Source organism: Burkholderia sp. AU38729 (genome assembly GCF_020419725.1).
GTDB lineage: Bacteria > Pseudomonadota > Gammaproteobacteria > Burkholderiales > Burkholderiaceae > Burkholderia.
On sequence record NZ_JAIZQO010000003.1, the window covers coordinates 562,419 to 574,650 of the forward strand.

12 protein-coding genes are annotated in these 12,232 nt (G+C 64.8%); 10 read left to right on the top strand and 2 right to left on the bottom strand.

Translation table 11 applies throughout. The features are described 5' to 3' along the window. Window positions 1-9 precede the first annotated feature (9 nt). From rpsA to cysM, 9 genes are all read left to right on the top strand, one after another. On the top strand, window positions 10-1,722 hold the full coding sequence (rpsA, locus tag LGM56_RS11490) for a 30S ribosomal protein S1 (RefSeq protein ID WP_011544885.1): 1,713 nt from the start codon (window positions 10-12) through the stop codon (window positions 1,720-1,722). A gap of 22 nt (window positions 1,723-1,744) precedes the next feature. Beyond that, a complete protein-coding gene (locus LGM56_RS11495) occupies window positions 1,745-2,068 on the top strand; it encodes an integration host factor subunit beta (protein ID WP_006486894.1) in 324 nt (107 codons plus the stop codon). Between the two features lie 210 nt (window positions 2,069-2,278). Next, a complete protein-coding gene (locus LGM56_RS11500; RefSeq protein WP_021157458.1) occupies window positions 2,279-2,572 on the top strand; it encodes a lipopolysaccharide assembly protein LapA domain-containing protein in 294 nt (97 codons plus the stop codon). A gap of 53 nt (window positions 2,573-2,625) precedes the next feature. Continuing rightward, entirely contained in the window at window positions 2,626-3,798 is a 1,173-nt protein-coding gene (lapB, locus tag LGM56_RS11505; RefSeq protein ID WP_089424802.1) for a lipopolysaccharide assembly protein LapB, read from the top strand. 90 nt (window positions 3,799-3,888) lie between these two features. Further along, the gene (locus LGM56_RS11510) at window positions 3,889-5,289 is read left to right on the top strand and encodes a UDP-glucose dehydrogenase family protein (RefSeq protein WP_226204625.1); all 1,401 of its coding nucleotides are present in this window, start codon (window positions 3,889-3,891) and stop codon (window positions 5,287-5,289) included. A 7-nt stretch (window positions 5,290-5,296) separates the two neighbouring features. Beyond that, on the top strand, window positions 5,297-6,247 hold the full coding sequence (gene rfaE1 / locus LGM56_RS11515; protein ID WP_011351339.1) for a D-glycero-beta-D-manno-heptose-7-phosphate kinase: 951 nt from the start codon (window positions 5,297-5,299) through the stop codon (window positions 6,245-6,247). 63 nt (window positions 6,248-6,310) lie between these two features. Then, window positions 6,311-7,303, top strand: coding sequence for an ADP-glyceromanno-heptose 6-epimerase (gene rfaD / locus LGM56_RS11520; RefSeq protein ID WP_226204627.1), 993 nt, complete (start codon window positions 6,311-6,313; stop codon window positions 7,301-7,303). Window positions 7,304-7,377: 74 nt separating this feature from the next. Further along, window positions 7,378-7,719 (top strand): ComEA family DNA-binding protein, encoded by a 342-nt coding sequence (locus LGM56_RS11525; protein WP_226204629.1) that lies wholly within the window; start codon window positions 7,378-7,380, stop codon window positions 7,717-7,719. Window positions 7,720-7,931: 212 nt separating this feature from the next. Continuing rightward, window positions 7,932-8,834 (top strand): cysteine synthase CysM, encoded by a 903-nt coding sequence (gene cysM / locus LGM56_RS11530; RefSeq protein ID WP_089494336.1) that lies wholly within the window; start codon window positions 7,932-7,934, stop codon window positions 8,832-8,834. A 79-nt stretch (window positions 8,835-8,913) separates the two neighbouring features. Here the strand turns inward: cysM and mltB are convergent, their stop codons facing one another. Further along, window positions 8,914-10,257 (bottom strand): lytic murein transglycosylase B, encoded by a 1,344-nt coding sequence (mltB, locus tag LGM56_RS11535; RefSeq protein ID WP_226204631.1) that lies wholly within the window; start codon window positions 10,255-10,257, stop codon window positions 8,914-8,916. A 43-nt stretch (window positions 10,258-10,300) separates the two neighbouring features. Here mltB and LGM56_RS11540 point away from each other — a divergent pair, with 43 nt between their 5' ends. Then, window positions 10,301-11,224, top strand: a complete 924-nt coding sequence (locus LGM56_RS11540) for a histone deacetylase family protein (RefSeq protein WP_011351344.1) — start codon at window positions 10,301-10,303, stop codon at window positions 11,222-11,224. 30 nt (window positions 11,225-11,254) lie between these two features. Here the strand turns inward: LGM56_RS11540 and LGM56_RS11545 are convergent, their stop codons facing one another. Then, a complete protein-coding gene (locus tag LGM56_RS11545) occupies window positions 11,255-12,175 on the bottom strand; it encodes an alpha/beta hydrolase (protein ID WP_226204633.1) in 921 nt (306 codons plus the stop codon). Window positions 12,176-12,232: the final 57 nt, after the last annotated feature.

Genomic DNA, 12,232 nt, shown 5'->3' on the forward strand with positions numbered 1-12,232 from the left:
CAGATTTTTATGTCCGACCTGCAAACCTCTACCCCGAATACTGAATCTTTCGCGGCTCTGTTCGAAGAGTCGCTGACCCGCCAAGACATGCGCGCCGGCGAAGTGATTTCCGCCGAAGTCGTGCGCGTCGACCACAACTTCGTGGTCGTCAATGCAGGCCTGAAGTCCGAGGCTTACATTCCGATCGAGGAATTCCTGAACGATCAGGGCGAGGTTGAGGTGCAGTCGGGCGATTTCGTGTCCGTCGCGATCGACGCACTCGAAAACGGCTATGGCGACACGATCCTGTCGCGCGACAAGGCGAAGCGCCTTGCATCGTGGCTGTCGCTGGAAAAGGCGCTCGACAACAACGAACTCGTCACCGGCACGATCACCGGCAAGGTGAAGGGCGGCATGACCGTGATGGTCAACGGCATCCGCGCGTTCCTGCCGGGTTCGCTGGTCGACACGCGTCCGGTCAAGGACACGACCCCGTACGAAGGCAAGACGCTCGAATTCCGCGTGATCAAGCTCGATCGCAAGCGTAACAACGTCGTGCTGTCGCGTCGTGCAGTGATCGAAGCAACCCAAGGCGAAGAGCGCGCGAAGCTGCTCGAGACGCTGAAGGAAGGCGCGATCGTCAACGGCGTGGTCAAGAACATCACCGACTACGGCGCGTTCGTCGACCTCGGCGGCATCGACGGCCTGCTGCACATCACCGACATCGCATGGCGTCGTGTGCGTCACCCGAGCGAAGTCCTGTCGGTTGGCCAGGAAGTCACCGCGAAGATCCTCAAGTTCGACCAAGAGAAGAACCGCGTCTCGCTGGGCATCAAGCAACTGGGCGACGATCCGTGGGAAGGCATCTCGCGCCGTTACCCGTCGGGCACGCGCCTGTTCGGCAAGGTCACGAACATCACCGACTACGGCGCATTCGTCGAAGTGGAATCGGGCATCGAAGGCCTCGTCCACGTGTCGGAAATGGACTGGACCAACAAGAACGTTGCTCCGTCGAAGGTTGTCCAGCTGGGCGACGAAGTCGAAGTCATGGTCCTCGAGATCGACGAAGACCGTCGTCGTATCAGCCTCGGCATGAAGCAGTGCAAGCCGAATCCGTGGGATGACTTCAGCCGCAACTTCAAGAAGGGCGACAAGATCACGGGCGCAATCAAGTCGATCACCGACTTCGGCGTGTTCATCGGTCTGCCGGGCGGCATCGACGGCCTGGTTCACCTGTCGGACCTGTCGTGGAGCGAAGCTGGCGAAGAAGCGGTTCGCAAGTACAAGAAGGGCGACGAAGTCGAAGCAATCGTCCTCGGTATCGACGTCGAGAAGGAACGTATTTCGCTCGGCATCAAGCAGCTCGAAGGCGACCCGTTCAGCAACTACGTTGCAATGAACGACAAGGGCTCGATCGTCGACGGCGTCGTGAAGACGGTCGATGCGAAGGGTGCGGTCGTTACGCTGACGGGTGACATCGAAGGCTACCTGCGCGCGTCGGAAATCTCGCAGGATCGCGTCGAAGACGCACGCAACGTGCTGAAGGAAGGCGACAAGGTCAACGCGATGGTGATCAACATCGATCGCAAGTCGCGCGGCATCAACCTGTCGATCAAGGCGAAGGATTCGGCTGAACAACAGGAAGCGATCCGCGGCCTGCAGTCGGACTCCAGCGCTGCTGCGACCGGTACGACCAACCTCGGCGCGCTGCTGAAGGCGAAGCTCGACGGCCAGAACCAGTAAGCCTCACGAGGTCTGCTGAAGTATGACCAAATCCGAGTTGGTCGCGCAGCTGGCATCGCGATTTCCGCAACTTGTCCTCAAGGATGCGGATTTCGCGGTGAAAACGATGCTCGATGCGATGTCTGACGCCCTGGCGAAAGGGCATCGCATTGAAATTCGGGGTTTCGGCAGCTTTGGCCTCAACCGTCGCCCGGCGCGCGTCGGACGCAACCCGAAGTCAGGGGAGAAAGTGCAGGTGCCCGAGAAGTTCGTGCCGCACTTCAAGCCTGGCAAGGAATTGCGCGAACGCGTCGACGGCCGTGCCGGTGAACCGCTGAAGGCTGATGATCCGGACGACGAGCGTTAAGCGTCATCCGGTTTGCCCGGAACCCATCCGGCGAAGGCTGAAAAGAAAAGCGCCCCTTGCGGGCGCTTTTTTCATTTCCGGCGATCGCCGCGCAACGGGGGCGCGCAGGATCTGCGCAGCCGCGGAAACGCATCCTTTACAATACGGGTCGATTCGGCGCGACGAAGGGGAGTCGCGCGCCGCGGCAAACCTCAACAAAGAGAGGGCTTCATGAAGTTTATCGTCTGGCTGATCCGGGTATTGGTGTTCGTACTGCTGCTGGTGCTTGCGCTGGCCAATACGCAAACCGCGACGCTGAATTTCGTTGCCGGCTATTCATGGCAAGCGCCGCTGATCCTGATCGGCCTGGCGTTCTTCGCCGTGGGGCTGCTGGCCGGCTTGCTGTCCGCGCTGCCTTCGATCTTCCGCCTGCGTCTCGAGAACGGGCGCCTGAAGCGCGATCTGCGCGCGGCGCGCGAAACGCCGGCCGTCATCGACCAGCCGCCGATGCCGCCCGTCATTTAACACGGACGCCGCGCGATCATCGCGCGGTTTTCGTCTCTGCTTCGATATTTCGCATGGATCTGGATTTCTGGTGGTTGCTCGCGATTCCGGTCGCGTTCGCGCTGGGTTGGGCGGCGTCACGCTATGACCTGAAGAATCTCCTGTCGGAGAGTGCCAACCTGCCGCGATCGTATTTTCGCGGCCTGAATTTTCTGTTGAACGAACAACCTGACAAGGCGATCGATGCGTTCATCGAGGTCGCCAAGCTCGATCCCGAGACGGTCGAGCTGCACTTCGCACTCGGCAACCTGTTTCGCCGCCGCGGCGAGACCGATCGCGCGATCCGCGTTCACCAGAACCTGCTGAGCCGCACGGACCTGCCGGTCAACGAGCGCGACCACGCGCTGTACGAACTCGGCCAGGATTTTCTGAAGGCCGGGCTGCTCGATCGTGCCGAAGAGGCGTTTCACAAGCTCGCCGACGGCGATTACGCGCTCGGCGCGCAGCGGGCGCTGCTGACGATCTACGAGATCGAGAAGGACTGGAACAAGTCGATCGATACGGCAAAGCGCATCGAGTCGATGAGCGACAAGCCGCTTGGCGTCGAAATTGCCCAGTTCCACTGCGAACTCGCGCAGGACGCGCTGCAGCGCAAGAACGCGGCAGCGGCCGCCGAACAGCTGCGCCTGGCGCTGGCCGTGAACCCGCAAAACGTGCGCGCGACGGTGCTGTCCGGCGACGCGGCGGAAGCGGAGGGCAACCACGCGGCCGCGATCGAGCACTGGAAGCGCGTCGAGGCGCAGAATCCCGCGTATCTGCCGCTCGTCGCCGACAAGCTGATGAAGGCGTATGTCGCGCTCGGCAAGCATGCCGAAGGCGCCGAGCTGCTGATGGGGTATATCGACCGCTATCCGTCGAACGACCTGCTCGACATCGCATACCAGCACATCGCAGGGTTGCGCGGCCAGGATGCGGCGCACACGCTCGCGCGCACGCAGATGGAGAAGTCACCGAACCTGTCGGGGATGCTGCATCTGCTCGATGCGCAAATCGCGGCGGCCGACGAACCGCGTCGTAAGGAACTTGAAATGATGCGTGCGCTGATCAAGCAGCGCACGAAGAATCTGCCACGGTATACGTGCCAGAATTGCGGTTTCCGGGCACGGCTCTTCTATTGGCAGTGCCCCGGATGCAGCGGCTGGGAAACCTATGCGCCGCGCCGCGTCGAACCTGCGATGCCGGGCTGATCCCGGCACGCGGAGCCAACGCGCTGCGGTTGTCGCCGGGCTCGTCCCGGCGGCCAAGTTAGTCAATTACCGGGAAGTACCGGAACATCTATGAAAATCACCATCATCGGCACCGGCTATGTCGGTCTCGTCACGGGCGCGTGCCTCGCGGAGATCGGTCACGACGTCTTCTGTCTCGACGTCGATCAGCGCAAGATCGACATCCTGAACAACGGCGGGATGCCGATTCACGAACCGGGGCTGCTGGACATCATCGCGCGCAACCGCGCGGCGGGGCGCCTGCGCTTCTCGACCGATATCGAGGCGAGCGTCGCGCACGGCGAGATCCAGTTCATCGCCGTCGGCACGCCGCCCGACGAGGACGGCTCGGCCGACCTGCAGTACGTGCTCGAAGCCGCACGCAACATCGGCCGCCACATGACGGGCTTCAAGGTGATCGTCGACAAGTCGACGGTGCCGGTCGGCACCGCGCAGCGCGTGCGCGGCGTGGTCGATGAGGCGCTCGCCGCCCGCGGTCTGGCAGGCAGCGTCGCGCATCGCTTCTCGGTCGTGTCGAACCCGGAATTCCTGAAGGAAGGCGCCGCGGTCGAAGACTTCATGCGTCCGGACCGGATCATCATCGGCGTCGACGACGACGAGACGGGCACGATCGCGCGCGAGAAGATGAAGAAGCTTTACGCGCCGTTCAATCGCAACCACGAGCGCACGATCTACATGGACGTGCGTTCGGCCGAATTCGCGAAATATGCGGCGAACGCGATGCTCGCCACGCGCATCTCGTTCATGAACGAGATGTCGAATCTGGCCGACAAGGTCGGCGCCGACATCGAGGCCGTGCGCCGCGGGATCGGCTCCGATCCGCGCATCGGCTATCACTTCCTGTACGCTGGCGTCGGCTACGGCGGCTCGTGCTTTCCGAAGGACGTCCAGGCGCTGATTCGCACGGCCGGTGAGAATGGCCAGCCGCTGCGTATCCTCGAGGCCGTCGAGGCGGCCAACTATGCGCAGAAGGACGTGCTGATCAGCAAGATCGAGCAGCGCTTCGGCGCCGACCTGAGCGGCCGCGAGTTCGCGGTCTGGGGCCTGGCGTTCAAGCCGAACACCGACGACATGCGCGAGGCGCCGAGCCGTCGCCTGATCGCCGCGCTGCTCGAACGCGGCGCGACCGTGCGTGCGTACGATCCGGTCGCGGTCGACGAGGCGCGGCGCGTGTTTGCGCTCGATTTCGGCGCCGATCCGGACGCGCTGGCGCGGCTGCATCTCGTCGAGACGCAGGACATCGCCGTGACGGGGGCGGACGCGCTCGTGATCGTGACCGAATGGAAGGAATTCCGGAGCCCCGACTTCACGCGCCTGAAGGCCGAACTGAAGGCACCGGTGATCTTCGACGGTCGCAATCTCTATGAGCCGGATGCGATGGCCGAACTGGGCATCGACTACTACGCGATCGGCCGGCCGTATGTCGATCCCCAGTCGTCCACCCGTGGCTGACCACACGATGAATACTCTTCGCGAAGTCGTTCCGGTGCCGCGCGAGCAGCTCGCGCGCTCGCGCGTGCTTGTCGTCGGCGACGTGATGCTCGACCGTTACTGGTTCGGCAACGTCGATCGCATTTCGCCTGAAGCGCCGGTGCCGGTCGTGCACGTGCAGCGTCAGGAAGAGCGCCTCGGCGGTGCGGCCAACGTCGCGCGCAACGCCGTGACGCTCGGCGGCCAGGCCGGGTTGCTGTGCGTCGTCGGGTGCGACGAACCCGGCGAGCGGATCGTCGAGCTGCTCGGCAGCAGCGGCGTGACGCCGCATCTCGAGCGCGACCCGGCGCTGCCTACCACGATCAAGTTGCGCGTGCTCGCGCGCCAGCAGCAACTGCTGCGCGTCGACTTCGAGGCCATGCCGACGCACGAGGTGCTGCTCGCGGGGCTCGCGCGCTTCGATGCGTTGCTGCCGCAGCACGACGTCGTGCTGATGTCGGATTACGCGAAAGGCGGCCTGACGCACGTCACGACGATGATCGAGAAGGCGCGTGCGGCTGGCAAGTCCGTCCTCGTCGACCCGAAGGGCGACGACTGGGCACGCTATCGCGGCGCGTCGCTGATCACGCCGAATCGCGCTGAACTGCGCGAAGTGGTCGGGCAGTGGAAGTCGGAAGACGATCTGCGCGCGCGCGTCGCGAAGCTGCGCGCGGAACTCGGCATCGACGCGCTGCTGCTCACGCGTTCGGAAGAAGGGATGACGCTGTTTTCCGCCACCGGCGAACTGCACGCACCGGCGCTCGCGCGGGAGGTGTTCGACGTGTCGGGCGCGGGCGATACCGTGATTGCAACGGTCGCGACGATGCTCGGCGCGGGCGTGCCGCTCGTCGATGCCGTCGTGCTCGCGAATCGCGCGGCAGGCATCGTGGTCGGCAAGCTCGGCACGGCCACGGTGGACTACGACGAACTGTTTCACTGAGCGCATGCGGTGGCGCGACGAGCGCGCCGCACGCATGGCTCGCACTTTTCAGGCAGGACGATCATGACCCTCATCGTCACCGGCGCAGCCGGTTTTATCGGCGCGAACCTCGTCAAGGCGCTCAACGAGCGCGGCGAAACGCGCATCATCGCAGTCGACAACCTGACGCGTGCGGACAAGTTCCGGAATCTCGTCGATTGCGAGATCGACGACTATCTGGACAAGACGGAATTCGTCGAACGTTTCGCGCGCGGTAATTTCGGCAAGGTACGCGCGATTTTCCACGAAGGCGCCTGTTCGGACACGATGGAAACCGACGGCCGCTACATGATGGACAACAACTTCCGCTACAGCCGCGCGGTGCTCGACGCCTGCCTCGCGCAGGGCACGCAGTTCCTGTACGCATCGTCGGCCGCGACCTACGGCGGATCGACGCGCTTCGTCGAGGAGCGCGAGGTCGAGGCGCCGCTGAACATCTACGGCTATTCGAAGTTCCTGTTCGACCAGGTGATCCGTCGCGTGCTGCCGACCGCGAAGAGCCAGATCGCCGGCTTCCGCTATTTCAACGTGTACGGCCCGCGCGAGACGCACAAGGGGCGCATGGCGTCAGTCGCGTTCCACAACTTCAACCAGTTCCGTGCGGAGGGCAAGGTGAAGCTGTTCGGCGAGTACAACGGCTATGCGCCGGGCGAGCAGACGCGCGACTTCGTGTCGGTCGAGGACGTGACGAAGGTGAACCTGTTCTTCTTCGATCATCCGGAGAAGTCGGGCATCTTCAACCTCGGCACGGGCCGTGCGCAGCCGTTCAACGATATCGCGTCGACGGTCGTGAACACGCTACGTGCACTCGACAACCAGCCGCCGCTGACGCTTGCGCAGCAGGTCGAGCAAGGGCTGATCGAATACGTGCCGTTCCCCGATGCACTGCGCGGCAAGTACCAGTGCTTCACGCAGGCCGATCAGACGAAGCTGCGCGCGGCCGGTTACGACGCACCGTTCCTGACCGTGCAGGAAGGCGTCGACCGCTATGTGCGTTGGCTATCTGGCCAGGTTTAAGCGGAAGCGTTGCATCGATAGACTGGGTCTCACGGTCGGCAGCCGCCGGCCGTTTTTCATCGGAGATCCAGTACATGATCAGGAAATGGTTGGCCGCAGCGGTAATGCTCGGCACGATCGCGTCGGCCTGGGCGGCCGTTGACGTCAACACCGCGAACGAGGATGCGCTCGTCGGCATCAAAGGCATCGGCCCGGCACGGGCGAAGGCGATTCTCGACGAACGCGGCGCACGCGGTCCGTTCAAGAATGCGGAAGATCTCGCGTCGCGCGTGAACGGCATGGGCGGCCATACCGTCGAGCGGCTTCAGCAGGAAGGCCTGACGGTCGGCGCGGCCGGCACGGGTGCCACGCCGCCGGCACCGGGCAAGCCGCCCGGCAAGCCCGCGGCACCACCTGCCCGCACCGCACAGAAGTAACGCGTCGCGCGCGACCGACAACGAGCTCCTTCAGTCGCCGTCATTGCGACGGCTTCCCGCGGCATGCCGCGGGTTTTTTTGCGTGGGCGCGGTGTAGGTGGCGGCGGGTTGCACGGCACGCGTATTCCATCGTCGCAATGGGGTTGCCGGCGTGAGCAGCGGTGCTGGTTTACAATCGATCGATTGATCGGCCTCGTACTCACGGTATATCCATGGCTTACAAAACTATCGAAGACACGATCGGCAATACGCCGCTCGTCCAACTGGTCCGCTTGCCGGACGATGAAATTCGCGCGCGCAACAACGTGGTGCTCGCGAAGCTCGAAGGCAACAATCCGGCGGGTTCCGTGAAGGATCGTCCGGCACTGTCGATGATCAGCAAGGCCGAGGCGCGCGGGCGCATCAAGCCGGGCGATACGCTGATCGAGGCGACGAGCGGCAATACGGGTATCGCACTGGCAATGGCAGCGGCGATCCGCGGCTACAAGATGGTGCTGATCATGCCGGAGGACCTGTCGGTCGAGCGCCGCCAGAGCATGGCTGCCTACGGCGCCGAAATCATCCTGACGCCGGTGAAGGGCGGCATGGAGCTCGCACGCGATCTCGCGGACCAGATGCAGCGCGAAGGCAAGGGCGTGATCCTCGACCAGTTCGCGAACCCCGACAATCCGATTGCGCACTACGAAGCGACGGGCCCGGAAATCTGGCGCGATACCGAAGGGCGCATCACGCACTTCGTGTCGGCCATGGGCACGACGGGTACGATCATGGGCACGTCGCACTATCTGAAGGAACAGAATCCGGCGATCGAGATCGTCGGTGCGCAGCCGGAAGACGGTTCGCGCATTCCGGGCATCCGCAAGTGGCCGGAAGCGTACATGCCGACCATCTTCGATCGCAGCCGGGTCGACCGCGTCGAGAACGTGAGCCAGGCCGCGGCGGAAACGATGGCGCGCCGGCTCGCGTCGGTCGAAGGCATCTTCGCGGGCATTTCCTCGGGCGGCGCATGTGAAGTCGCGATGCGCATCGCGCGTCAGGTCGAGAATGCGACGATCGTGTTCATCATCTGCGATCGCGGCGACCGCTACCTGTCCACGGGCGTGTTCCCTGCCTGAACGCAGGCAGGTGCGCGCAACGCGCGTGCGATAAAAAAAGCGCCGCTTGTGCGGCGCTTTTTCTTTGAGCGGTTGGTGCTTATTGCGACTCGGTGTCGACGGTGGCCGGCTGAAGTGCGCCGCTCGCTTCCATCTGCGCCTTCACCGCCTCGCCAAGCTGGTACACGGTGAGCGCATAGAAGAAGCTGCGGTTGTAGCGCGTCAGCACATAGAAATTCTTGAGGCCGAGCATGTACTCGGTCGCCCGCCCCGGCGACGGCAGGTCGACCACCGTCACAGGGGTACCGCCTTCGGTCGTGATGTTGACCGTCGGCTCGTTCAGCGTCATGCCCGCGCGCAGCAGTTGCGACAGCGCCCAGTGCGGTTCGGGCTGGCCGTCGGCGGCGGCCTGTGCGATCCCCAGGCTGCCCGTATCGGGCGTGATCTGCCAGACCACCGGGCGGTCGGTTTCCCAGCCGTGCTGCTTCAGGTAGTTCGCGACGCTGCCGATCGCATCGACAGGACTGCTGCGCAGGTCGACATGGCCCGTGCCGTCGAAGTCGACCGCATACTCGCGGATGCTGCTCGGCAGGAACTGCGGAATCCCGATCGCGCCCGTATACGAGCCGAGCACGGTGGTCGGGTCGAGCTGGTTGTCGCGCGTCCAGACCAGGAAGTCCTCGAGGTTCTTGCGGAACGTCGCCTGGCGGCTGTCGCGATTCGGCGTATCCGGATAGTCGAACGTGAGCGTCGTCAGCGCGTCGAGCACGCGGAAATTGCCCATGTAGCGGCCGTAGATCGTCTCGACGCCGATGATGCCGACGATCACCTCGGGCGGCACGCCGAATTGCGCGGATGCGCGCTGCAGCGTTGCCTGGTTCGCCTTCCAGAATTTCACGCCCGCGTTGATGCGGATCGGCTCGATGAAGCGCGAGCGATAGACCCGCCAGTTCTTGACCGTCGGCGACGGGGCCGGCTTCACGAGCTTGACGGCCGTCGCCGAATAGCTGATGCGCGAGAACAGCGCATGCAGGCTCGCGGAGTCGAAGCCGTTGCGGCTGACCATCTCGTCGATGAACGCATCGACCTTCGCGTTGTTCGCGTAACGCTGCGGAACAATTTCCTCTTCGAAGGTCTGGCCTTGCGGTGTCGGCTGCTGCGGCTGGGCCTGTGCGACGAGCTTGCCCGAGGACTTCGCGGGTTGCGTCTGCGCGCCGGCAGGCGCGGTGCCGAGGGCCGCGACCACAGCGGCCGCGACGAGCGGCACGCGAGCACGGAACAGCGCGGAGAGAAGGGCGGCAGGCTTGCTGGAATTCATGTCGAAGCGGGCGGACGAGGCGATTGGGTTCGGCGCAGTATACCCGACGGATCCGGCGCGCCGGGGCGTGGCGGGCCCCCGTTGTGGTAAGTTAGCGGCGAATTCGCGGCAGACGATGGACATCATTGATGGAGACCTGCGGCGCACCGTGCGCCGCGGATGACAGCTTATGGCAACCGCTTTCTATACGCACCCCGACTGCATGCTGCACGAGATGGGGGAATGGCATCCGGAATGCCCGGCCCGCCTGTCGGCGATCCAGGATCAACTGATCGCGAGCCGCATCGACGACCTGATCGTGCACGAAACCGCGCCGTTCGCGAGCGAGGTGGCGCTGGGCCGGGTGCATACGCAGGCGCACATCGACTACATCCGGAGCATGACGCCGGTCGACGGCTACGTCGAGATCGATCCCGATACGCTGATGAACCGCGATACGTGGCGTGCGGCGCTGCGCGCGGCCGGTGCCGCGATCGCGGCGACCGACGCGGTGATCGAAGGTCGCTATGCGAATGCGTTCTGCGGCGTGCGCCCGCCTGGCCACCATGCGGAGCCGGCGCGTGCGATGGGTTTCTGCTTCTTCAACAACGTCGCGATCGCCGCGCGGCACGCGCTCGACGTACACGGTCTGGAGCGTGTCGCGATCATCGATTTCGACGTGCATCACGGCAACGGCACCGAGGCCGCATTCGCGAATGACGAGCGCGTGCTGATGTGCAGCTTCTTCCAGCATCCGCTGTACCCGTTCTCGGGCGTCGATCACCAGGCGCCGAACATGGTCAACCTGCCGATGCCAGCGCGCAGCAACGGGATGGCGATCCGCGAAGCCGTCGACATGTTCTGGCTGCCGCGCCTCGATGCGTTCAAGCCGCAGATGCTGTTCGTGTCGGCGGGTTTCGATGCGCATCGCGAGGACGATATCGGCAACCTCGGCCTCGTCGAAGCCGACTTCGAATGGCTGACCGCGCAGATCGTCGACGTGGCGCGCCGGCATGCGCAGGGCCGCATCGTGAGCTGCCTCGAAGGCGGCTACAACCTGTCCGCGCTCGGGCGCAGCGTCGTCGCGCATCTGCGCGTGCTGGCCGGTATCTGATTATCGATTGACCGCCAGTGTCGCGCGTGCTCAGCGCGCCGGCACGCGCGCGTGAACCCACGCGATCAGCGCGTCGATCACGCGATCGCGTTCGAGATCGTTCATCGTTTCGTGAAAGCCACCTTCGTATAGCGTCAGCGTGCGATCGGGCGAGCCGACGCGTGCGCCGAACGCCCGGCTGCCGTCGGGCTCGGTCAGCTTGTCCTCGGTCCCGTGATAGACGAGCACCGGAACGCGCAGCCCACCGCGGCCGCTTTCGATGCGCGCCATCGCGTCGAGAATCTCCGCGCCGGTGCGCGCGGGCACCGCGCCGTGATGCACGAGCGGATCGGCACGATTGGCCGCGACGATGGCCGGATCGCGCGACAGCAGTGCTGCATCGATCCTGATGGCAGGGAAGGTCGGCCATACGCGGCTGATGACGCGGCTCACCGCGAGCATCCAGCGCGGCACGTCGCGTCCCGGCGCGAGCGCCGGGCTCGACAGCACGAGGCCCGTCAGCACGTGGCCGCGCGTCGGCGCGCGTTCGATCGCGTACAGCGCCGCGACCGCGCCGCCCATGCTGTGCCCCATCAGGAACAGCGGCGAATTGCCGCGCGCGGCTTCGGCGACAAGCGCATCCGCATCGTTCAGGTAGCCGTCGAAGCGCTCGACCCACGCGCGCTTGCCGGGTGACTGGCCGTGCCCGCGCAGGTCGATCGCGAGCACGTCGATGCCGGCCGCATTCAGCCGGCCGGCGAGCGCAGCATAGCGGCCCGCGTGTTCGGCAAGACCGTGAACGAGCGCGATCGTCGCGCGCGGCGGCGTGGAGCCGTCGCCGGCGGGCCACCGGTACGACGCCAGTTCGAGCCCGTCAGCGGTACGCAGCCGGCCCATGGTCGGCGCGGGCGGCGACGAAGTCGCCGGTCCGGCGGTGGCGAGTGCGGCGGCCGGCGTAGTGGTGGCGGTCATCTGGCGTGTCCCCTGTCGGTTGGCATGTGTGTTCCGGATCATAGTCGCGGCGCCGTC

Bases quoted from the DNA above. Each gene is read 5' to 3' on its own strand.
- rpsA (WP_011544885.1), top strand. From the start codon at position 10: ATGTCCGACCTGCAAACCTCTACCCCGAATACTGAATCTTTCGCGGCT.
- LGM56_RS11495 (WP_006486894.1), top strand. From the start codon at position 1,745: ATGACCAAATCCGAGTTGGTCGCGCAGCTGGCATCGCGATTTCCGCAA.
- LGM56_RS11500 (WP_021157458.1), top strand. From the start codon at position 2,279: ATGAAGTTTATCGTCTGGCTGATCCGGGTATTGGTGTTCGTACTGCTG.
- lapB (WP_089424802.1), top strand. From the start codon at position 2,626: ATGGATCTGGATTTCTGGTGGTTGCTCGCGATTCCGGTCGCGTTCGCG.
- LGM56_RS11510 (WP_226204625.1), top strand. From the start codon at position 3,889: ATGAAAATCACCATCATCGGCACCGGCTATGTCGGTCTCGTCACGGGC.
- rfaE1 (WP_011351339.1), top strand. From the start codon at position 5,297: ATGAATACTCTTCGCGAAGTCGTTCCGGTGCCGCGCGAGCAGCTCGCG.
- rfaD (WP_226204627.1), top strand. From the start codon at position 6,311: ATGACCCTCATCGTCACCGGCGCAGCCGGTTTTATCGGCGCGAACCTC.
- LGM56_RS11525 (WP_226204629.1), top strand. From the start codon at position 7,378: ATGATCAGGAAATGGTTGGCCGCAGCGGTAATGCTCGGCACGATCGCG.
- cysM (WP_089494336.1), top strand. From the start codon at position 7,932: ATGGCTTACAAAACTATCGAAGACACGATCGGCAATACGCCGCTCGTC.
- mltB (WP_226204631.1), bottom strand. From the start codon at position 10,257: ATGATGTCCATCGTCTGCCGCGAATTCGCCGCTAACTTACCACAACGG.
- LGM56_RS11540 (WP_011351344.1), top strand. From the start codon at position 10,301: ATGGCAACCGCTTTCTATACGCACCCCGACTGCATGCTGCACGAGATG.
- LGM56_RS11545 (WP_226204633.1), bottom strand. From the start codon at position 12,175: ATGACCGCCACCACTACGCCGGCCGCCGCACTCGCCACCGCCGGACCG.